The 23266-nt window shown below is 50.2% G+C and carries 18 protein-coding genes; 1 reads left to right on the plus strand and 17 read right to left on the minus strand.

Annotation, left to right across the window (positions count from 1 at the left end; translation table 11 throughout):
• Nucleotides 1-8: 8 nt before the first annotated feature.
• Complete coding sequence (locus NNL21_RS17155) at nucleotides 9-413, minus strand: DUF350 domain-containing protein (RefSeq protein ID WP_204818556.1); 405 nt, start codon at nucleotides 411-413, stop codon at nucleotides 9-11.
• A 239-nt stretch (nucleotides 414-652) separates the two neighbouring features.
• Complete coding sequence (locus tag NNL21_RS17160) at nucleotides 653-1327, minus strand: PspA/IM30 family protein (RefSeq protein ID WP_204818467.1); 675 nt, start codon at nucleotides 1325-1327, stop codon at nucleotides 653-655.
• 257 nt (nucleotides 1328-1584) lie between these two features.
• On the opposite strand from NNL21_RS17160, the gene brfA reads away from it, so the two are divergent.
• Nucleotides 1585-1854 (plus strand): ribosome rescue factor BrfA, encoded by a 270-nt coding sequence (gene brfA, locus NNL21_RS17165; RefSeq protein WP_204818468.1) that lies wholly within the window; start codon nucleotides 1585-1587, stop codon nucleotides 1852-1854.
• Here brfA and NNL21_RS17170 read toward each other — a convergent pair.
• The 15 genes from NNL21_RS17170 to NNL21_RS17240 form a co-directional block, all read right to left on the minus strand.
• Nucleotides 1821-3788, minus strand: a complete 1968-nt coding sequence (locus NNL21_RS17170) for an SLC13 family permease (protein WP_204818469.1) — start codon at nucleotides 3786-3788, stop codon at nucleotides 1821-1823. The two genes, brfA and NNL21_RS17170, sit on opposite strands and share 34 nt — an antisense overlap.
• Entirely contained in the window at nucleotides 3781-4446 is a 666-nt protein-coding gene (locus NNL21_RS17175) for a Crp/Fnr family transcriptional regulator (RefSeq protein ID WP_204818470.1), read from the minus strand. Before NNL21_RS17175 ends, NNL21_RS17170 begins: the two co-directional genes overlap by 8 nt.
• Nucleotides 4447-4549: 103 nt before the next feature.
• The gene (locus NNL21_RS17180; protein ID WP_204818471.1) at nucleotides 4550-5359 is read right to left on the minus strand and encodes a peptidylprolyl isomerase; all 810 of its coding nucleotides are present in this window, start codon (nucleotides 5357-5359) and stop codon (nucleotides 4550-4552) included.
• Between the two features lie 139 nt (nucleotides 5360-5498).
• Nucleotides 5499-6701, minus strand: coding sequence for an MFS transporter (locus NNL21_RS17185; protein ID WP_204818472.1), 1203 nt, complete (start codon nucleotides 6699-6701; stop codon nucleotides 5499-5501).
• An 11-nt stretch (nucleotides 6702-6712) separates the two neighbouring features.
• Nucleotides 6713-7165, minus strand: coding sequence for a MarR family winged helix-turn-helix transcriptional regulator (locus NNL21_RS17190; protein ID WP_204818473.1), 453 nt, complete (start codon nucleotides 7163-7165; stop codon nucleotides 6713-6715).
• A gap of 149 nt (nucleotides 7166-7314) precedes the next feature.
• Nucleotides 7315-9384: a hypothetical protein gene (locus NNL21_RS17195; protein ID WP_204818474.1), complete on the minus strand. Its 2070-nt coding sequence runs from the start codon at nucleotides 9382-9384 to the stop codon at nucleotides 7315-7317.
• A 186-nt stretch (nucleotides 9385-9570) separates the two neighbouring features.
• Nucleotides 9571-9882, minus strand: a complete 312-nt coding sequence (locus NNL21_RS17200) for a hypothetical protein (protein ID WP_204818475.1) — start codon at nucleotides 9880-9882, stop codon at nucleotides 9571-9573.
• 338 nt (nucleotides 9883-10220) lie between these two features.
• Entirely contained in the window at nucleotides 10221-10613 is a 393-nt protein-coding gene (locus NNL21_RS17205) for a Rid family detoxifying hydrolase (protein ID WP_204818476.1), read from the minus strand.
• 23 nt (nucleotides 10614-10636) lie between these two features.
• Complete coding sequence (locus NNL21_RS17210) at nucleotides 10637-11785, minus strand: Gfo/Idh/MocA family protein (protein ID WP_204818477.1); 1149 nt, start codon at nucleotides 11783-11785, stop codon at nucleotides 10637-10639.
• Nucleotides 11786-11844: 59 nt separating this feature from the next.
• Nucleotides 11845-12771 (minus strand): discoidin domain-containing protein, encoded by a 927-nt coding sequence (locus NNL21_RS17215; RefSeq protein ID WP_204818478.1) that lies wholly within the window; start codon nucleotides 12769-12771, stop codon nucleotides 11845-11847.
• Complete coding sequence (locus NNL21_RS17220) at nucleotides 12708-13178, minus strand: hypothetical protein (RefSeq protein ID WP_507176559.1); 471 nt, start codon at nucleotides 13176-13178, stop codon at nucleotides 12708-12710. Before NNL21_RS17220 ends, NNL21_RS17215 begins: the two co-directional genes overlap by 64 nt.
• A 55-nt stretch (nucleotides 13179-13233) precedes the next feature.
• Complete coding sequence (locus tag NNL21_RS17225; RefSeq protein ID WP_204818479.1) at nucleotides 13234-14529, minus strand: right-handed parallel beta-helix repeat-containing protein; 1296 nt, start codon at nucleotides 14527-14529, stop codon at nucleotides 13234-13236.
• 158 nt (nucleotides 14530-14687) lie between these two features.
• Nucleotides 14688-20708 (minus strand): S-layer homology domain-containing protein, encoded by a 6021-nt coding sequence (locus NNL21_RS17230; protein ID WP_204818480.1) that lies wholly within the window; start codon nucleotides 20706-20708, stop codon nucleotides 14688-14690.
• 49 nt (nucleotides 20709-20757) lie between these two features.
• On the minus strand, nucleotides 20758-22299 hold the full coding sequence (locus tag NNL21_RS17235) for an ABC transporter substrate-binding protein (protein ID WP_204818481.1): 1542 nt from the start codon (nucleotides 22297-22299) through the stop codon (nucleotides 20758-20760).
• Between the two features lie 62 nt (nucleotides 22300-22361).
• Nucleotides 22362-23243, minus strand: coding sequence for a carbohydrate ABC transporter permease (locus NNL21_RS17240; RefSeq protein ID WP_204818482.1), 882 nt, complete (start codon nucleotides 23241-23243; stop codon nucleotides 22362-22364).
• Nucleotides 23244-23266: the final 23 nt, after the last annotated feature.

The raw sequence follows: 23266 nt of genomic DNA on the forward strand, positions 1-23266 counted from the left end.
TCTGCAGGTTACAGACATGCTCCGATGATCAATGCACCGGCGGCATGGATAGATCCGGCAAAAAGCGCATGCGCGATCTTCCCTTCCTGCGTGCCCTTATCTAGATGAAGATTCACCGTTGAGCGTAGAATGATACGCAGCAGATTCTCAAGTACAAGTAAAATCAGAAACGAAATAACCGATACAAAAAGGGCTTCACCAAGACTGTTCGAGGTGGTAATCGATTGAGATAAAATATATGCTTGGGCGAGCAGTTTAATAATGAAGCGGGTCGTCACCGCCACGTTCCCTTTGCGGATTTCTTCCAAATCCTTATAACGCGTAAATAACGAATCGACCATCATCAAGACGACGAGCAAGGCTCCTCCTGCTCCAGTCCATACTAGCATGGCCACAACATTCTCCAATGTCATCCGGGCATCCTCCATTATCATCGCCGCGCGTCTCCCGCCTAAGAAGAAACGCCGGCTGCCGTCTCTGGCGGCGGGCTGAGTTTCTTCATCCAAAAATATAAGAATCGCAACACGGAACCTTTACGTTCTTATATTTCAAAGAAAAGACGTCTAAGGGCCGTGCGATCGGCTTCATTCGCGCGATCGAGGCCATCGGACGTCCTAACTTTCATTCGATCGTTCGGGAGGCTAGCGACTTATTATTGATTGTTGTTCTCGTATTTCTTCATTAATGCGGCAAGCTCATCCTCAACGGCTTTGTCCTTGCCTAGAGCTGCGAATTCATCATCAAGCGACTTGCCCTTGCTGGACATTTCGTTGCTTGCTTCAGCCTGCGCTTCCATCTGAAGCATCTTCTCTTCCATCCGCTTCATGCCGGAAACGGCCGTATCGGAGCTAAAGCCAGCCATCGACTTGTTAATTTCCGCTTGCGCCTTAGCCGCTTGATAACGGGCGACAAGCGTCTCGCGCTTGTTTTTCAATTCTGTCAACTGTTTGCGCATCTCATCCAGCTTGCCGCGCAGGTTATCGGCGGATGCTTTGTTCTGATCGAAGCTTGCTTTATATTCGTTCATCTTCACTTCGGCCGCTTTCTTCTCTTCCAGCGCTCGGCGGGCTAGCTCGATATTCTGCATCTGGACGGCCGTGTTCGCTTGCTCGTCACGTTTCTTCACAAGCGCTTCCTGCTCTTCAAACAGCTGCTTGAATTTCTTCTCGATGGCGATCTGGGAAGCGACTGCTTTCTCCGCGTCCTCCAGATCCTCCTGCATATCGCGGATATATTGGTCCGTCAGCTTCACCGGGTCTTCTGCTTTCTCAATTAAAGAGTATACATTCGAAAGTGTAAGGTCACGCAAACGTTTGAAAATGGACATGGTTTATTTCCTCCTCAGAATCGGTAAAGTGTAAGTTTTTATATTCAATTGTACGTACCACATTACGATTCGTTTCAACTCCGTAAAACATTTTCTATCGTACCACGATTTGGATTGAACTTACATGGCTGCTAGCTTTTCTTAGGAAAAAAATTACGTCCTACAAAAATCCAATCCCAGAACGAATGCTGTGGAACCTCGACCGGAATCGGTGATATACTACAAAGGAATAATAAATGAAGGAGAGATTAATAACCATGGCACTAAGCGAAGCAAAGAAGAAACGATTGAAAACCATCCGAGGCGGTAAGATAGACCCGGCACAGAATCGTTTGGACTGGCAGGGAATCAATCCCGTCACAAGACGAACGCCGACCAAGCAGGAAGCAGCGCGCAAACAATTTCACAAGTATAAAGACAAATGGAATCCCGGCGGCAAGAACGGGGATTCCATTTTTTATTTGCATGACCGCTTGCGGCCCCGATCACTCATTCACTGCGCAATCAATCCAAGCCATCTCCAATAGGGAACGCACAGCACGGCCACCAGCAGCACGGCGGCCGCGTAGCCGAGCGCAACCTTTTGCCCTTGCGCGTGGCTGAACGCTTTTCCATCCGAGCTATAATAGGCCGTCAGATAGGTTGGCGATTGATACGTGAAGAAGAACGGATCTGTTGATAATAAAATGATGATTACGAGTATCCACGGATGAATGCCCGCTTGCTCAGCAAGTGGAAGAAGAGCGGTAACGAGCAGAATAACCGCCGGATCATCCCGCACAACCAGCGTCACAAGGAATGACAGGAAGATCACCGCGAGCAGGAAGAGCGTCGGTGACGAAACGAACCAAGCCATCGGACCGCCCAAGAAGGAAGACAACGCCTCGACGATCCCTAATTGATTAGCCACCTCCGCAAAGCTGAATGCAACGCCTAGAAAGAGCAGGAAGGTCCAGTCAATTCCCGATGTGAGGGTCTGCTTATCCAGAATCCCGGTAATGACGAGCACACTGAAGCCCACCATTAATATCCAGGTGCTGTCGATCCCGTGCAATGGCTGTAAGACCATAAGCAGGATGCATCCCAGAATCGTAATTACCGCGATTCTCTCTTCTTTGGACAATGGACCCAACAGCCGAATCTGCTCATTCAGAATACCCGCAGACACGCCCTTCTCCGCCACAGTCCCCCGGAACATGTAAGATAAGAGCAGCAGCATAACGATTCCGAATATGAGAAAGGCCGGAAGTGCGTACAAGGCCCAATGGAGCCAGGAAACCGGCTCATCGGACGAAACCAGACCATAGGCCATGACATTCGTATACGAACCCGTCAAGACAAAGGGAGCCGTGAATCCGTAAAAGATCATTGCAGCAAGTCCTAAGCCCGCGGCGCCGCGGCTTCGTGACTTGAACCCCATCGACTCGGATATGGTTCCCGCAATGGGGACGCCTAAGGACACTTTCGCCGAGGACGACGGAATGAGAGCGTTGAGGGCGAAACTGCCTGCGACGATCCCCCACAGCTGACCACGATAATGGGGTGGAAATCTCTTAAGCGCATGCAAGGAAAATCGGTATAGGATCCCTGACTTCGTTACCGCTGCACTGAGCGCCATAATAAAAATCATGAATAGCCAAGTCGTCGATGCAAAGCCGGATAAAGCCGCTTCCGGCTCAACTAAGCCGCCGAGCACCCAGAGCATGACCATCCCCAGGGCGACCAAATAGTCGGGGATGATATTTACGATCCACAACATAACCGCAGCAATCGCAATCCCGATAAAATCCATAGCAGGTCGAGACAAGTCTCCCATTAGCCGCAAATAATGAAACGAAATCATACAGGTTACGGCTGCCAGCACCGTCAGCAGTCTAACCCACTGGACAGGCTTTACCAGCCTGCTTGCATTCTCGGCCAACAACTGACTCTTGCGGCTGGCAAGCTTCCGCTTGGCGGCATTAATTTCCCGGTCCCCGCGCTCTTCGTCTTGCCCCGGCTGTGTACTTTCAAGTGCGGCTGTTTCTGCAAGTTGCAGATATTCCAATGCCATCGTCTTCTTCTGTAGCAGTTGGGCAAAGCGGGCTCCCCATTCATAGAGGGAAACCTGCTGCACGTACGCATGAGCCTCTGATCCCTGATTCAAAGCTCGATCGACATAGGCAAGCCCCAGTTCCTGATCCTGAACCCTGCAATGATGAAGAACAAACTCCAGAAGAACGTGATTGGTTATCAGCAGTTCATCAGGACATCCAATAAGAAGGCTTCCAAAGACGGCAGCCTGATCATCCGTTAACGGCAAGCCAGCGATGTGTGCAGCTGTAAGCGCGGCGGCTTCCCAGTCCTGCACATGGATATTAATCCGCAAGACGGCCGCCCAATCCGCTTCGGATTGATAGAATGCGGCTGCTTGCTCCAGCCACTTGCGTTTCACATGATAACCGTATTTGATGCTAGCCATCTCCGACAGGATTGCCGGAAAGACCGTCATTCCATGTGACGGTCTGGGGGCTCGACATATCGAGCTGTAGAAATTCCTTCAGCTCGGGAGCAGAAATAAGCTCTGCGGACATAGACGGCTCAAACACAAAGTCGATTAGATGCTGCTGCACGACTGGTATGACGGCACACCATAGCAGGAATCGCAGTTTAGGTTCCGGTAATCGTTCAAGCCGCTGCGTGATCCATTGCGACTTGCTTTCCTTCGTTGTTTGAAGCCGGTCATTCGTCAAGATCAGCCGCTGGGGAAGCAGGCGAATGAAATAAGCTGATATCGAAGCATGTTCTGCGATAAGCGTATCGAAGGTCTCTTGTTCGATCCGATACAGTAAGGCATCTGACGCCGCAATGGCCGTTGCAGAGCGGTGTTCCCCTGTAAGCAGGGCCATCTCTCCGAGACTGTCGCCGGGATCCAATACCGCCAAAGACTGCATGGCCCCATCCGTCTGCGAAAACAACTCGATCCGGCCGCTTTCAATCATGTACATGCTGTCCCCGGCGTCCCCCTGCTCGAACAGCATTTCGCCGGTGGATAGTTGCCGCTTTTCCAATTTTCCCAGGAGCTTGGCAAGCTCGATGTTCGACAAACTCTTTACCATCTCAAAGCGTTTGATTTTCACCGGGTAATCGATCCTTTGATTGAGTAGATATGTAGTTACACCTTTACCCAGACTACGATATTCTTGATCTTCGTACTATTATCGAAAGTGAACTACGGCATAATTATGGCTGGAGAGGCTTCGTCTTGATGGATACCTTCAGCAGCTTCATCGCTTCCTTCGGTTTGCTTACTTCGCCAGTTGCGGGATTTGCCACCACGGGTACTTTGGAGATGGCCCGCACAACATCCATGCCTTCGACAACCTTACCGAAGATGGAGTAATTCGGATAGTTATTTAAGTTTGCGCAGGAGGAGCCTGTACAGATGAAGAATTGGCTGCCGTTCGTATTCGGGCCTGCATTGGCCATCGCCACAATACCTTCCTCGTAACTATGGCCATTGTTCAGCTCATCCTTGAACGAATAACCCGGGCCTCCGCTACCTGTTGCTGTGGGATCACCGGTCTGTATAACAAAATCCTGCAGGATACGGTGAAAGAGCAGGTCATTATAATAACCATCCTTGGAGAGCGCAACGAAATTGCCAACCGTTACAGGAGCATCCTTGGCAAACAGTTCGATCGTGAACTTTCCTTTTGACGTTTCCACAACGGCATAATACATTTGCTTCGGGTCCAGCGTTACCTTCGGCATCTCCTTGTATTGCTTGCCGATTCGAACCGTGCTTGTTTCGCTGTCATAATACACCGGTTTGCCTAGCGATTCGCCAACGAAGCGCAGAGGGACATAAGTCGTATTGTTATACACAAACCCGCCTCCACCCGCAGGCGGGACTTTCTCCTCACCATCGAAGATATAATGCAGCTTCTTGAATACCACTTCAATTTGCGTTCCGGAAGCATAGATCACTGGGGAGCAAATAAGAATGCCAATCAGTAGTCCTAATACGAGTCCCTTTAGCTTGTCACTCACGCTTCTCATCCTTTTCTAAATGTGGTAGTTGGCCAAACATACAATCGAATCGTACCATAAACAACCAACTCCTGGAAACAAACAAAAACCAGGCGCCAACCGCCTCTAAGGGATGGTTGATTCCTGGTTCTGCCTAACATTAAGCCGAAGCATCGGCTTGCCTGCTTGGTTTGGCCTTGAAAATTTTCACGATCAGATAAGAAAGCAGAAAAAGAATCATAAATCCTGCGGAGTACCGGTACATGACCCCATAGTCGGAGACGGAGGAAATCGCACCTAAAAGGATTGCCCCGACAGCGACACCAAGGTCGGTCGAATTATAGAACATGCTGTTAGCCATGCCATGCTGCTCTTTCGGAGTCGAACGAAGCATCCACGCTTGAAGAGTGGGCTGAATGGCACCAAAACCAAGACCATACAGAAGTGCCGACAAGATAAGCATAGGCATGGTAGAGACATAAGAAAGCACAGTTAGGCTTGCTACAACGCTAATTGCGGCGGGAATTAGGACCGCAGCATGTCCCTTGCTATCGAAGATTCGTCCGGATATGGGACGAATAAGTATGACTGTGACCGCATTGAACAGAAAGAACAAGCCTACCTGCTCCAAATGTATGGACTCACCGAACAAGGCTATGAAGCTGAGAATTCCGCTGTATGTCACGGACAGGAATACGTTCAACAAAGCGGGAAACAATAAGGGCGTATGGAATGCCGGCTTGCGCTTCGGTGCTGCTCCTTGCATCTGCTTCTTCTTATTCTCAGGCGGTATAGACCTCGTAAGCAGCATGATCGGGAAGATCAATACCACGACAGCGGTACCCAGCAAAGCCAATGAATCAAACCCGGAGTACTTCATGACATTGAGACCGATCATCGGACCGATCGACATCGCAAGACTCGAAGAAAGACCAAAGTAACCGATCCCTTCACCAATGCGGTTACCCGGAATAATCTGCGACACCAACGTCGGAATAATGGTGCTGGCCATTCCGAATCCGATTCCGTATCCCACCCTCATGAGCAGCAAGGAACCGATGGAGCTTGCCGTCACATACAACCCTGTCGTAATCGCCGCAACGGCTAGACCGGCGATCAAGATAACATTCCGGTGGATCTTCCGCATCAGAATTGCCGTAATGAAGCGTGTTATGATGGCCGATGCGGCAAATACGCTCGTGACCAGACTTACCGTTATATCACCGGCTTGAAATTCGCTTTTCACATGTGAAGGAAACGAGGATAGCAGCATTTGCAAATTTAAAAATAATAAAAAGGATGATAACGTAAGTATGATAAAGGATTTCGTCCATAATTTATTCTGTTGTTCTTGATGCAGCATGAATTTCTCTCCTATTCTCTGGCTGTCAATGAATCGACTTGTTGGTTGATTCGGACTAGAATTTCTAAGAACCTGTTATATTCCTCCTCCGTAACACACTGCTTGATGACATTGATAACTCCCTGTTCAATGGGAATCGTCTGCTCGATCAAGGCTCTGCCCTTGTCCGTGATATGAACCAAAAAGGACCGGCGATCCTGCTCCCCCGTCTTCTTGTAGACCAATCCCTTTCCTTCCAAATGATCCAGAATTCGCGTTGTAGTCGGCTTGTCCTTGGCTACGCGCTCAGCTATTTCCTTCTGAATCAATCCGTCTGCCCGATTAACCTGATAGAGCACCGCCCACTGCTCAGGCGTGATGTCATATTCCTTCAAACGATTCTGCAGCAGCGTCGATAATTTACGGTACGTGATGCCCATGTTGAAGCCCATGGATTGCTCCAGGCCGTATATATTCGAGGTCATAATGGTCTGCCTTCTTCCATTCAACGATATTAGTTGTCTAAACAACTATATGCCTAACAACTAATGATGTCAATGATGATTCTTGCCAGCGTCATCAGCAACAAAGAAAGACGACCCCTCGAATCATCTGGAGGGATCGTCTTATTCCTTTATATTGAATGATCACATAATCGCAGTATCAATGGCTGCAGGGTTGAACAACCATGCGAAATCCTGCTCGTATATTTATTTACTCCTGTTTGTTCCCAAGCCATGTCATTTATCAAAACCCATTTCCCGTCTTCGTCTAAGCGATAGACATAGTCTTTCTTCCATGCAGCATCGAGGATGAGCGTTACCTGCTGCACAGGATCGAGACTCATATTAAAGACCGCAATCATCTTATCCCCTGACTCCGTGTGCTCTTGCGCACTGACAAAAATATTCGGATCCTTACCTGCATATACGGGCAGGCTCGTTCCGCCAAGCCATTCGATGATACCCCGAAACTGCTCCTTGCGTTTATAATTATAAACCGATGCTGAATCGTTAACCTGCAGGTTATAGGCGTTAATCGCCACACGGCCGCCCAGCCGATTCGTGAAGAGGATCGTTGAAGGCGCAACCACTTGATCAAATTCATCAACGAACTCGGATAACGCCTGAGCCGATTCGTTCATGTCCTTGATCCGAAAGACATTGGATTCCTGATGTACGGTCAGCGTCAGGTTCGTGAAATACATCCGTTCCCCCGCCGTATGTTCCCTCCAGACAGTATGCTCTGTTAGTCTCTCATAGCCAATGCGATCGCTAATTACGCTATCCAGCTCCGTAACCTCAGCTCCGATGAAGTCGCCATAGCGGTTCTTGCTAAGATAGAACGCTGCCAGTCCGTCAAGGAAGACCTTGCCTTTGAACAGCTCCACCAGCTCATCCTTGGATAGATCGAGAATTTCCTCCCCGCAAACCATGACCGGGCCATCCTCCGAATGAATCGAATAAGGAATCCCGAATCTTCCCAGAACGGAGGCCCAAGCGGGCGTTGTAATATAGGGACCTTGATTGCCCTTAATCGGACGATACGCATGGGCGAACGGCCGGTATAATATCCGTGGTCCCGCCATCCGGAATCCGCGGACCGAGCTTCTCAGCTCCGAGAAGAACGCTCTGCTTGCAGAAACCATCTTGAAGTAGCCTTCTTCCTCCAGAGGGCCATCCGTATATTGCGTCAAATAAGTTTGAGAACCGTCAAGGCCGTAGAACATTGCTAATGTTATTAATGCCCGCAGCTTGGCTGCCGAGAAGAAAAAACGGGTATGCGGATAGGGATCGGATTCATGAATGAGCTCCAGATCTTCACTTAATGTCTGCTTGGAATGCAAAAAGTGAAAGGTCAAGGCAGGAAAATTATTCGCCACGTCGCTATTATAGTCACTGCCAAATAAACGAACGAGCGGCCTCGTGCTCCCTGCAAAGGCTCTGGCGACAGCTTCCGTCAAATCCCCATCAAAGTCGCAGGGACCGGGCTGACATAATGCCATCCTTGTTTGCGGTGCAACCTCATCGACAGCTGCCCGTACTCTGCTTGCCAGCTCTACTAAAGAATCTCTCATCAGCCTTGCCCATGCTTTGCGATAGATCGCAGACCGTTCATCTCCACGACGAAAAATCGCTTCTATTTCTTCCCGGGATAAGACCTTGCTTAACCCCATTTGCTCCGAGAAGCGCCTCAGGTGGAGCGGACAGAAGCACCCGAACCTAACCACATCATGATTGCTCATTTCATAATCGTCTTCAAAAAACACGAAGGGCGGACGGCCTCTGCTGACGACCGTATGAACGTAACCGCTTAAGAGCGCGATATATTTCTCATCCAATGGACAATTCGCCGTTCTTGAAGCTGCACCGTCAATCCCTATTATTCGTTGAAAGAGAGGCTCTTGTTCATTCAATGGCTGAGGTCCAACCGATAAGCTTGGCGAACACCACCATCCCACCTCGATGCCCTCATCTGCCATATGCTGCCGAACTTCCAGAATAAGATCGCCGAACTTTTCAAAAGCATGGCTTGCAGTCGATACCTCCTTGGACTCTCCGTTCCACTGCGGAAATACGAGAATAAATTTGCAGATGCCCGCTTCCTGCTTTAATCGGCGCATGGCAGCCAGCATTTCTGCTTTCTTATTGACGACAAACAGGAATGGAACGATGGATTTAAATTGAAATTCAGCAGTCGTCACGACACACCCACCCTTGTGTACCAATTTTTTAATAATTAAATCGTGCTTTCCTGCCCTATTTTACAGGGTGTCCGAACATAAATATTTAGCTTTTCTAGCGATTTATGTATCATTAATTGTTGCATGAACAAGTCGATATGATGTGTATTCGATTGACGGGTTCATGGGAAGGAGTACAGGAGTTGACTAGGGTGTCCATTGGTCGTGAATGATGCCCGCCAGCGCATGATCATTTCCGATTTTCTCAAAGACTAGACGCAGGCTGCGCCAATCCATGCCATCAACATCCGGATCGATACCGTCCACGTAATACTCAACAAAGTCGTGGCTTTCCTTCGGGTACACCTCATGCAGATTGTCAAGAGTCGTGCCTTCTCCAAGCACTTTATTCGCCGCGAGCTTAGCATCCTCAAGAAAGTCCGCGTCATAGACGAACCGCTTACGGTATTCGGCGTACGGCATCTCGATGATTTCCCCCGAGCCTGCGACCCCCCCCATTGACGTCTCTTCGAATCTTCCATCAAGCCTTACAGTTCAACTTTCTTGATCACGAGATCCTTCTTCAAGTCGACATAAGCATAGGGCGAGAATCGGACCCCTTTCTCCTGATGCGCCCCATGCAGCCAGTTGGCTCATATCGCCTTTCTTAAGGTAAGAACATTCCCGCACATGTGCGGACGGATCTTCTTTGACGAATATTTGGATCGAAAGCGTTAGTGAAGCAAAAAAAGGAACCGTTCAGTAAATAAACGGTTCCTTCCAAGATTCTCATTCCACGATTGAAAACTAATTAGGGTCAACATAAATCCGCATGCCCTGATGATCAAATTTGTGCATTAAGTCACTTCCTTCTCCTCCGGAACATGGGCGATCGCATCGATCTCGACCAGGATGCCATCCAAACCTGCTTCAACACATGTTCTTGCCGGGAAAGGAGCTGAAAAATACTGTTTGTAAACCGTATTAAACCGTGCAAAATCATTCATGTCCGCAAGAAATACGTTAACTTTGACGACATCCTCCATTGTACATCCCGCTGCCAGTACGATGGAACGTAAGTTTTGCAGCGTCCGGTCAGCCTGCTCTTCGATTGTGCTCCCTATGATTTCATCATTCGCGGGGTGTAACGGGCCTTGTCCGGACACGTATACGATCCCTCTGGAGATCATGCATTGGGAATAGGGACCGTCTCCTTGCGCAGCATTTGCCGTTATGATCTGTCGTTTCATCCTCTTCTCCCTTTCATAAATCCTCACAATTTGATGATCTGGTCGCTGAACGACGAGTTTTTACGAAAATCAGGCATTTCCATCGTCCGCCCGCCGTTCATGACCGACAGCTCGGACAGTAGCGCCACAGCGGTCCATTCGCAAGCATCATAGACGTCGATTGCCGGCTTCTGCATCCCCTTCACGGCGTTGACGAAATCTTCTACGATGAAGTAATCGCCGCCCCAATGGCCTGCGGATTGTTGCTCCTCCGTTATGTTCCTGTATCTTTCAGGCAAATGCTCGTTAAAGTCGCTGAGCGGTCGCCACTGCGCATGATCCGGATTTTCGCCGTCCGCGGTAACATACACTTTATGCTGATCCCCGAGTCCGCGCGGCGCTTCATAGCTGCCCTTCGTCCCCTGAAGCGTATAATAGCTCATATTGTGCGGGCGGTTCGACATGCAGTCCAACCGGAGCTTGATCAGCTTCCCGCTCTCCATCTGGCACAGCGTGATGGACGTATCCTCTTGTCTAAAGCGATTGTCCGTATGCCAGCCGGTCGCGAAAGTGGAGACGGATTGAATGCGGTCGCCCTGAAACCATTGCATGACGGGCCCTAGACTATGCGTCGGATAAAAGTTGCCTCGTTTGCCGAGCTGCCAGTATTTGCGCCACGAAGGAGTCGCGCTCTCCTCTACGCCAGGGCGGTTGAACCGATAAGCAAGATCGCGAGTATTGTGCAAATATTCGCCTTCGCCGAAATAAATCTCGCCGAACATTCCCTCCCTGACCATGCTGCCGATGAGCTGGTTTTGCGGGATATAGCAGTAGTTCTCGGCTAGCATGTACACCTTCCCGGACTGCTCTACAGTTTCTTTCAGCCACCATAATTCATCCATCGTTACGCCGGCCGTAACCTCGCACAAAACATGCTTTCCGCTCTGCAGCGCTTGAATGGTTTGCAGCATGTGCAGCTGCATCGGCGTAGAAATGACCACGGCATCGATATCCGAGGCGAGCATGTCTTCAAAAATTCTATATGTGCGGGGAATACCATGAGTCTGGGCTTGCATGTTTAGATAGTCTTCATCCAGATCGCAAAGCGCTACGACTTCGGTATCGGGAATGGACTTAAAGCCGGTCATCATGCTAAGGCCCCTCACGCCGACAATTCCTATCTTGATCGTCATTTGTCACTTCTCCTATCATTCTAATCAAGCTATCTAATCTGATCTTAAGCCATAGTCATTCAGTAATAGACTTCCAATTCCGAGATTGCCATCTCTACCCCGGTCTGATTCGGTCCGTTTGGTGCCACGGCAACGACGCGGACATACCTGGCATTGGTCGCAGCAATCACATTGTAGCTCGTTCCCGAAGCGAATCCCGTTACTTGTTTGGCGGTTGTAAAGACGGCTCCGTCCGTCGACGTTTGAATATCAAACGCGGTGGCATACAGGGTTGACGGCATTTTCACGACGACTCTGCCGATGCTTTGATTGAACCCTAAATCAACCTGCAGCTCCCAGACGTGTTGGCCGTTTGCCAGCGCATACGTAGCGCCGTTTCCGTCGACTGCCCTTGACGCTTCGAATCCCGACCACATACTCGCAGGACTTCCATTCGAGAAATAAGCGGTTGCGGCTTGATTGTAAGCCAAATTCTGATTGGGCGTCGGAGCGTATACTTCTAATTCTGATATGGCCATTTCTACCCCGGCTTGATCCGGACCGCTCGGTGCCACGGCAACGACGCGGACATATCTGGCCTTTATCACGGGGATCGTATTGCTGCTTGTTCCGGAACTGAATCCCGTTACTTGCTTGACCGTCGCGAAGGTTACACCGTCCGTCGACGTTTGAAGATCAAATGCGGTGGCATAGAGGGATTGAGGCATTTTCACTACCATCCTGCCAATGCTTTGACTGGCCCCCAAATCCACCTGCAGCTGCCAGATGTGCTGGCCGTTCGCCAGTGCATAGGAAGCGGCGTTGCCGTCAACAGCTTTGGCCGCATCATATCCAGAAAACATACTGGCTGTGCTTCCATCCGAGAAATAAGCGGTTGCGGCTTTGTTCAAGGCCAGGTTCGGATTGGATGAGGCTGGCGGTTTTATATCTTGATAAGCCGGTTCGATCCCCGATTGCTCATAATCGTTAGAGCGTCGGCAGGCCATATACCGTTTGTTACCGTTGTATTGCCGGATACCGTACAATTCGCGCACGCATTGGTCATACTTGCCGTATCCGAATAATTATGTTGAACGATATTATCATGAATTGAGTCCGTCCACATGGATATCCATTTGTCCGTTTGCCTCACCACATTGCCCGTAATCGTAAAATAAGCGCTGCCCTCATCCGGATAAATCCCCCAGCCTCCGTATGTTCCATACATATGCTGCAAATGATTGCCGCTAATCGTAGAGTCCGGCTGTGCGCTTAAGGTATAGATCCCTCCTCCATCCGCGAGTACCTTCATCACATCGTGAATGTAATTATTAGTGATTTGATTATGCTGCGCGTAAGAATCGGTGCCCCAGCCCCAGCCTTGCAAAATGCCCGTATAAGGCAGGTTTGCCACCTCATTGTGCGTAATAGTCGAGTAACTCGTATACCCGCCGAATATGCCCGGCGCATCAAAATATTCCGCTCCCGCATGCGAAATATAGTTGCTTGCTTTGAACGGTGTTATGGGTGTTGCGTTCCCTGATATCGGCAGGGTTGACGTGGCTAATCGTCACATCGCCGACCTGGATGGCGCCCGCGGAAATATCTTCGAATGTGTTACCGATGATCGTATTGTTCTGGCTTCCGTATTCGAAAACAAGGCCGGCTCCTCCTAAATGGATGAACCTGTTGCGCTCCAGCCTCACAGATTTAGCCGCACGAAACGTAACATTGCCCGGGGTCTTCGTCACGTTCTGGGAAACCTCATTATGAAATCCCGTGAAGGTAAACCCCGCTTGAAGCGGTACGTAGCCATCGCCCGTACTCGGCTGCAGCCATGTGGCATAAGCGAACGTAAGGCCTTTGATTTGCACGTGCTGAAGCGGATCATTCAGCGTTCCCGTTCCGCTGAGCAGCGTTTGCAGCGTTGGCGCAACGGCAGCGGCTGTCGCCATATTTTCTCCGGCAAACGGCTTATAGTAGAGGTACCCGGCCGACCGGTCCAAATACCATTCGCCTTCCGCATCCAGCAGCTCGTAGGCATTTTCAATCCAGGCTATCGAGTCCATGCCAGGTGTGCCGCTTAGCTGCGAGTTGTTCCAGCAATTGTTCTGCACGGTAACGGTCGTTCCCGATATCGATGAAACCGGGCAGCGGAAGCTCTTCCATGTGTGAAAGCCAACAAGTTCGATATTGTTTTTATTTCCCCAGCCGGACATGACGTTGTCCGCAGCGGTAAAACCTGTGGACGTTTTGGTAAAGCCGGCAGGATTATCGGCGCCCCTGGCACGCGTCGCCCGAACCCCGTTCACGTACAGCTGCCGCGTATTCAGGGCAGTGCCGACATACGAACGGTATATGTTTTTCCCGCTGTCGAATAAACTCCAGTTTGTGATCGTTTGCCCGCCGCTAAGCATCGGCACCTCCCCCTGATAGGCTTCATAAATGACCTGAAAGCCTCCCGTGCCGGAATCAGCCGAAGTAAGCTCGAAGGTTGACGTTAAGTTGTAGGCACCGCCTCGTAAATAAACGATAATATCTCCCGTCATGTTCGCATTGAGCGTACGAACCTTCGTTTGAGCGCCGGCAAGCGAACAAGGAGCTGCTAAGGTACACGCGCTTCCACTGCCCGCGGGTGATGCGTAAAGCAATGTTGCAGCTGCAAATGCACGCTGCGGAAACGAGGAAACAGACAACAATAAAGCTGAACAGCCAAGTATGATGCTGAGCAAAGCCTTACTAAACGTTCCGGTTCTTCTCTTCATCGGACACTATTCCTCCCATTCAATTTGAATTATGGAGATGAATACGTAATCGTTTGAAATCCGTGTCTGTCCTGTCCGCTTGCGTGCACAAGCAAGGTCTTCCCTCCCCGTGACGTTGATACAAGGAGAGGGATGTTGAACGGCCCTGCAGCACAGGTTTATTGCATGAGTAATCTTGAAATCATGACGGCCGCTTCAGCGCGCGTGGACGAGCGGTTAGGATGCAAGCTTCCGCCTGATCCGATAACGATTCCTTTGCTGAAGGCATACGCGATTCCGTCGGCTAAGGAAGCATGAATCTCATTCGCATCGCCGAGTGGCAGCAGAGCCGCCTTTGCATTGGTTGCGATCTTGTAGCCCTTGACAATCGTCAGCGCTCTGGCGGCGATGGCTGCCATTTCGGCGCGGGTGATCGTTTCGTTGGGTGCGAACCGATCATCGCTTCGACCGTTAATAATGCCGGCCTTTACCGCTGCCGCCAGCGAGGATCGATACCAGTCATTCGCTTGAACATCCTTAAATGCTAGAGCTCCCGTACTGTCTTCCAAGTGAAACGTCCTCACGATCATGACTGCGAACTCTGCGCGGGTAACGTTGTCGTTGGGCGCATAATTGCCCTCTCCCCGACCTTCGATAATGCCCTTGGCAGCTGCGGTTCTGATCGCTTGGCCCGCCCATGCTTCCACACCTGCGGTATCGTTAAAAATCACCTTGTTTTCAACAACCGCATAGGTGGAGAATGTGTGGCGCTCGGCTTCAAAATATTTCGCTGCCGGGTTATACCTGCCGCCGTAAAACACTAATTTCCCGTCCATCACTTTGGCAAGCGAGAATAAGTCGGGATCTACGCCCGCCGTGCCGGCAATCGGCAATTTGACGATGACAGGCTTCGCAAAGGTGACTTTGCTTTTCGCAGCGTTTGTAAATTCAATAGCATACACATCCGAAACCACCTTCAGATGCGTAACATCCTCTGCTGCGGATGGCGCTTGTTTGGATACATGCAGCGTCGTACTGCCGTGAAGAAGAAGTTCATTGACATCGATCGTTAACGAAACGCCGTTAATCATAACGGCAATAGATGCAAGGCCAGCAGCTTTAGCTTGTTGCACGAATTCTTTGCTAAGCCTGATTTCGGCGTGCTTGGCTGACTGCTCGCCCAGATCGAGCGTTACCATTACCTTAGCTGGCTCAGCCTTGGGATGAAGCCGTGCTAATATCGCATTTAACTCGCCCGCATGGGCTTTTATTGATGCGAACACGTCAGTAAAGGAATCAACCTCCACATCAAATACGGACGTATCTTCATCTACAATTACAAAATCGTTAACCTTCAATTCGGATAGCTTCCAGATAGCCTCTTCCGCAGCGTTAGTCGCCTTTCTTTGCGTTGTTTGCGCATCCTCGCCGACTGGTTTTCGGTTAATCAAATTGATAAGCGCCGCTTCCAATTCATGCTTTACCGATGCAGCAATAACATTGTCCAAGGCGGGAATTGCCTTCGGTGTCGGCGCCGGCGTCGGTATTGGTGTCGGGGTTGGCATTGGCGTCGTGGTTAGCGGCCTGGTTGGTATCGGATTGTATACCTCCAACTCCGAAACAGCCATTTCTAGGCCCGTCTGATCAGGACCATCCGGTTTGACGGCAACGACGCGGACATATCTGGCCGTTGTCTCCGCAATCTTATTGTCACTTGTTCCGGAAGTGAATCCCGTGACCTGTTTTACAGTTGTAAAGGCTGCCCCATCCGTCGATGTTCTAATATCGAACTCGGTCGCATACAGGTTCTCAGGCATTTTCACGACAATTCGGTCAATGTGATGAACGGAGCCCAAATCCACCTGCAGCTGCCAGAGATGTTCGCCGTCCGCTAACGCATATGTCGCGGTGTTCCCGTCGACAGCCTTGGCCGCTTCGAATCCGGTCCACATTCTGGCCCGGCTTCCGTCCGCGAAAAAAGCGGTTGCCGGTTGGTTTAAGGCCAAATTCTCGCCTGGCCTTGGCGTTGACGGCGTAGTTGGCGGCGGGCCTGCCGTTCCTTGGTTTGTATCAAACACGCGGCTTAATACGACAGGGGCCGAATACGCATATACCCCCATATAGCCGGCCGAAGTGATTTTGCCGCTTCCGGTATCGACATAATCGATAATCTTCTTGCCGTCCACGTATGCGGCAAGCCTTACACCCTCTGCCGTGTTCAGCGCACCGAACTGCACCAGATGCTTCTTGCCCATTTCGAATACATGGTTGGGCAGCTGGCCTTCGCTTCCTTCCATGCCGTCGACGTTGCCGTAAAATACCGTGCGCACGCCGGCGTTGAATCGTTGCAGCTCGATGACATCCGGTTTGAAAACCAGAATATATCCTTCATTCGCCGGATCCCACAGCACTTTATCCGCTGCTTTCTGCCGGATACTTATAGCCGGCCATTCCACGCCGCCTGCCGAATCCGATTTCATCTCGAACTCCAGCAGTTCGTTCTGGAACGTTCTCCCTTGATAAGCGGCAGAGCCGCTGCTGACCGCAAGGCTGCCTTCTCCTGCATCCTTCGTGGAGCTTCCATCGGTAACCCATTTGTCGGTATCGACGATTTCTTGATTGAGGTTATGAATGACCGGTACCGCTCCCAAAGTGACAGGCGCCGAGTACGCATATACCCCCATATAGCCGGCCGAAGTGATTTTGCCGCTTCCGCTATCGACATAATCGATAATCTTCTTGCCGTCCACGTATGCGGCGAGCCTCACGCCCTCTGCCGTGTTCAGCGCACCGAACTGCACCAGATGCTTCTTGCCCATTTCGAATACATGGTTGGGCAGCTGGCCTTCGCTTCCTTCCATGCCGTCGACGTTGCCGTAAAATACCGTGCGCACGCCGGCGTTGAATCGTTGCAGCTCGATGACATCCGGTTTGAAAACCAGAATATATCCTTCATTCGCCGGATCCCACAGCACTTTATCCGCTGCTTTCTGCCGGATACTGATGGCCGGCCATTCTACTCCGCCTGCCGAATCCGATTTCATCTCGAACTCCAGCAGCTCATTCTGGAACGTTCTCCCTTGATAAGCGGCAGAACCGCTGCTGACCGCAAGGCTTCCTTCTCCCGCAACCTTCGTGGAGCTTCCATCGGTAACCCACTTGCCGGTATCGCCAATTTCTGGATTGAGGTTATGAATGACCGGTACCGCCCCCAAAGTGACAGGCGCCGAATACGCATATACCCCCATATAGCCGGCTGAACTGATTTTTCCGCTTCCGCTATCGACATAATCGATAATCTTCTTGCCGTCCACGTATGCTGCGAGCCTCACGCCCTCTGCCGTGTTCAGCGCACCAAACTGCACCAGATGCTTCTTGCCCATTTCGAATACATGGTTGGGCAGCTGGCCTTCGCTTCCTCCTATGCCGTCGATATTGCCGTAGAATACCGTGCGCACCCCGCCGTTGAATCGTTGCAGCTCGATGACGTCCGGTTTGAATACAAGAATATACCCCTCGTTCACCGGATCCCACAGCACTTTATCCGCTGCTTTCTGCCGGATGCTGATGGCCGGCCATTCCACACCTCCTGCCGAATCCGATTTCATCTCGAACTCCAGCAGTTCGTTCTGGAACGTTCTCCCTTGATAAGCGGCAGAACCGTTGCTGATCGCAAGGCTTCCTTCTCCCGCAACCTTCGTGGAGCTTCCATCGGTAACCCACTTGTCGGTATCGCCGACTTCTTGATTGAGGTTATAGCCTTTAATACCGGATGCAGCCGACATTTTGGTAACAAATACTTTCCAGGTTTTGCTGAACGTACCCTCATCGTCCTGTAAGTCGTAAGTGACCATCCGGCTGAAATCCCTTGCCACTCCAATCCCTGGAACGCTACGGCATTCTTCCGATATTTCCGCGTCTGGGACAAGATCGGTAAGATCTGTATCGTCTTGTACCGTTACGAAGATTTCTCTCGTGCCTGTATTAATTTTGGATTGCAGCTGTACCGGGACATCAAATTTGATAAATTCGCAAGCTGCAGGAACGGCATCGAATTTAAGGGTGGGATTCCAGCTGATCGTATTCAAATCAGGGTTTCCGTCGCCATTAAGGACAAACCGCAACCTGTCGCCCTTGAGCACCTTCAAATTCAACTGATAGCTTGTCGCTTCTCCCTGCAATACGGGCTGCGGCCCCCAAATAACGGCGTCATTCTTGTAAACGCTTCCAATCACAGCGTTATTTGCGCTGCTTAGCGTGTCCGCCAGTCTCACAAAGCCCCGGGTCGGCGCTATCCATTCCTTGCTTGTATTTCCGTCCTGATCCCATGCCGGCCAAGGATGGTCCAGATGACTGGTAAGCGGCGATAAATCCCAGTAAGCTTGCTCCAAACCTGCATGGTTCATGATGGTTTGCGCTTCGGCCGGCCAGCTCCCGTTCCTGACAATCGTATTGTCGGTTACCGTGCAATTCGTACATGCATTGGCCATGCTCGGCGTATCCGAATAATTATGCTGAACAATGTTGTCATGAATCGTGCCCGTCCACATCGAAATCCATCTTCCCGTTTGTTCGACCACGTTGTTCGTTATGGTGAAATACGCGCTGCCTTCATCCGGATAAATACCCCAGCCTCCATAAGAGCCGTACATATTTTGCAAATGATTACCGCTAATCGTAGAGTCCGGCTGAGCGCTTAAGGTGTATATCCCTCCTCCATCCCCGAGTACGTTCATCACATCGTGAATGTAATTGTTGGTGATTTGATTATTTTGCGCATACGAATTGGTTCCCCAGCCCCAGCCTTGCGAAATGCCCGTATAGGGCAGGTTCGCCACCTCATTGTGCTTGATGGTGGAGTAGCTCGTATAGCCGCCGAATATGCCCGGCGAATCATAATATTCCGCTCCCGCATGCGAAATATAGTTGCTCTGAACGGTGTTATGGCTGTTGCGCTCCCTGATGTCGGCAGGGTTAACATGACTCGGCGTCACATCGCCGATCAGGATCGCGCTCGCGGAAATATCATCGAATGTGTTCCCGATGATCGTATTGTTCTGGCTTCCGTATTCGAACACTAGGCCGGCTCCGCCCAAATGGGTGAACCTGTTGCGCTCCAGCCGAACGGATTTTGCCGCTCGGAAGGTAATGTTACCGAGAGTCTTCGTTAAGTCTTGGGTAGCGGAAGCATGTAACCCGGTATAGGTAAACCCCGCTTGAAGCGGTACGTAGCCATCGTTCGTACTCGGCTGCAGCCATGTGGCATAGGCAAATGTAAGACCTTTGATTTGCACGTTTTGAAGCGGTTCATCCAATGTTCCCGTTCCGCTGAGCAAGGTTTGCAAAGTCGGTGCGACGGCAACGGCTGACGCCATATTTTGGCCGACAAGCGGCTTATAGTAGAGGTAACCGGCAGTCCGGTCCAAATACCATTCGCCTTCCTCATCCAGCAGCTCGTAAGCATTCTCAAACCAGGCGATCGCGTTCAACCCGGGAGTTCCGCTGAGCTGCGAATTGTTCCAGCAATGGTTCTGAACGGTAACGGCATTGCCCGATATCGATGAAACCGGGCAGCGGAAGCTTTTCCACGCGTTAAAGCCGACGATTTCCACCTGGCTTTGATTTCCCCAGCTGGACATGCTCGTATTCGGGGCTGTATAGCCCGTGGTTGTTTTCGTGAAGCCTGCAGGGTTGTCGGCGCCGCGGGCTCGCGTAGCCCGTACCCCATCCACATAGAGCTGCCGCGTATTTAATTCCGTGCCGACATAAGAACGGTAAATGTTCTGTCCGCTGTCAAACAAGCTCCAGTCTGCGATTGTTTGCCCGCCGCTTAGCACCGGCGTTTCCCCCGGATAGGCTTCATAAATCACTTGAAAGCCTCCCGTACCGGAGTCCGCCGACGTAAGCTCGAAGGTCGACGTTAAGGCGTAAGTCCCGCCTCGCAAATAAACGATAATGTCTTCTGTCATGCTCGTGTTCAGCGTGCGAACCTTCGCTTGAGCGCCATCAAGCGAACAAGGAGCATCTACGGTACATTTACTGCCGCTCCCGGCAGGCGAAGCAAAAAGAAATGTAGCGGCTGCATAAGTACTTTGCGGAAACGAGGACACGGATAATAATGTGGAAAAGCCAAGCATCATGCTGAGCAATACCTTGTTTAATTTCCCGTAATAACCCTTCATCGGATACAATTCCTCCAATCCCAATTTACTCCCAACCCGGCTTCCGCCATGGTTGGGAGTGCAACCGTTACTTCGCGGCTTTCCAAGCGTCGATTTGCTTTTGCATTTCCGCAATGATCTTATCAGACCCTGCTACCTTCTGTTTGGCCAAAAATTCATTGTATTTGGCTTCTGTGCTAACCCCTAAATCAATGGCCCGGGAATACTCGTCAAATAGTGCGCTTACTTTTCCGATCTCAGCCTTCACCGGTTCAGCATCGAAGGTAAATCCTAGTAATTGGGATGGCGCAGCGTCCTTATTCACTTGCTTTGTTTCTTCCCAAACGGTCTTCGACTTACCTTTCTCCACATAGGCAAGGAAATTAGTAGCGAACATCCAAGGCACATTCGGATTATACGCTTGGCTCGCATCACCCTCCTTGACCATAAATCCGTCCGCATCCAGCTTGAAGTGCTTATCTTGAATACCGAAGTTCAATAGATTGTAAATCTCTTTATCCGTGTTTATCAGTTCAAGAAGCATCAGGGCTCTTTCCGGATTTTTAGAATTTCGGTTAATTGCTTGCATAGTAGCGATGATGCCGCCAGTCGTTAGATGTGCCGTTCCGGAAGGAAGCTGAAGTCTTTCATACCCCACTTCCGCCGATAACTCCACTTCACCGCCAGGTTTATAGGAGCCGCCGATCCCTACGGCAACCTTGCCTGCCTTGACCTCCGTGCCGTCATCTGCTTTCTTGGAAATACGTTCGCTCGAATTCAAATATCCTTTGGCGTTCCATTCTCGCATCAGTGCCGCGTATTTTTTTACTCCTTCCGTTTCATATTGATTGACTACTTTAAGCGTAGGATCCGAGAAATCGACGGCACCCGGAATCTGTATCCCTGCAATAGGCTCCAGATTGAAGAATAGTCCGTCCAATTGAACAAGCGAAGTCACAAATCCCTTCTGCGGAAAATCCTTTCGAACGTTTTGAAGATAGGGCTCGAGCAAAGGCAAGGTATCCGGGGTGAGCTTCCCGCTTATGGCCGGGATATCCAGCTTGTATTTCTCCGCTTCTTCCTTCGAAACGACTACCGCAGGCGTCCTTGCGGCAATCTGCTCATTGACGAATCCGTATATTTTCCCTTTGACCCTGGCAGCATCCCAGAATGATTGCGGGACAGCCGCAAACGATTTCGGCGCATACTGGGCAAGCAAATCATCCAGAGGCAGGAAGGCGCCCTTCGCTACATTCTGACTATAGATGTTGATCCAATTCGAAGTAAATGCGATATCGTAAGGCGCGCCGGAGGCGATAACCACCTGCATCTTCTGATCGTATTCGCCGAAGCCAAGCGGTTTAAAATCAACGGTGGCATTGATCTTCTCTTTCAACTTCTTATTCACTTCGGCAAAAACCAATTCCTGATCGGCTTGAGGAAAACTGCCCGGAAAATACCAGGTCAGCTTGACCTCAGGCAAGTCTGCATCCGAATTTTGCGATGCTTCCGGGGTTGGCTTGTTCGAAGCTTCGCTTGGCTTTTCACTGGGTGGTGTCGAGCAAGCAGCAAGCAGTACCAAGGCTGCCGCAACGATCAGCGCTTTTGACCATTTCATTTTTCTAAACATTTGTAACCCTCCTCTTTCATCTGGTCATCTATTCTTAAACTGGGGGTTACCCCATATCTAAGCTAACCTTTTACCGCACCGACTGTAAGCCCCCGAACGAAATATTTTTGGAAGAACGGGAAGACGAGCAGCATAGGACCTGCCGCAACGATCGCCATCGCCATTCGGGCGGATTCGGACGGGAGTACGACATTTTTCATTCCCGGAGGCATCATATTGCTGGAATTCGTAAGAAACGAAATGTTATTCATCATCCGGTAAAGCATAAATTGCAGAGGCACGAGACTCTCCTTCTCGATATAGAGCAGGCTCAGCCACCAATCGTTCCAATACTGCAGCAGCATAAATAGAGCAACCGTAGCAAGACCCGGTTTGGCAAGCGGAAGAATGATTTGAAAGAAGATGCGAAACTCGCTTGCTCCGTCCATCATGCAGGATTCAATGATGCTGTGCGGTATTTTCTGCATAAAGGACCTTAAGATCAGGATAAACCACGGAACGGCCAAATAAGGTAGAATCAACACCCAGATCGTGTTGCTTAGATGAAGATAATTGTTGATCAGCATGTAGGTCGGAACCAAGCCGCCATTAAACAGCATCGTGAAAAAAACGTAAAAGCTCAGCTTGTTTTTCAGTTTAAAATCTTCACGAGCCAGTGGATATGCGATTCCAGCCGTAATCAATAGAGAAACAAGCGTACCGAAAAAACTGACAAATATCGATACTTTGAAAGCGTTTAAGATCTGCAGCGGCTTATAAAGAATGTAAGCGTATGCAGAGAAATCGAACATGGCGGGAAATAAGCGATACCCGTTCTGGATGATGTCCGTTTCATTGCTGAACGAAACCGAGAGAATCGCGAAAAGAGGAAAAATACAAGATAGACAAAACAAAATGAACAATAGGTTGATCCATACCTGCGGCCCTATTTTCTTGAATGCCATGTGCCTACTTCCTTTGCTGTTTG

Origin of the sequence: Paenibacillus mendelii (assembly GCF_024498075.1) — a bacterium.
GTDB classification, from domain to species: domain Bacteria; phylum Bacillota; class Bacilli; order Paenibacillales; family Paenibacillaceae; genus Paenibacillus_Z; species Paenibacillus_Z mendelii.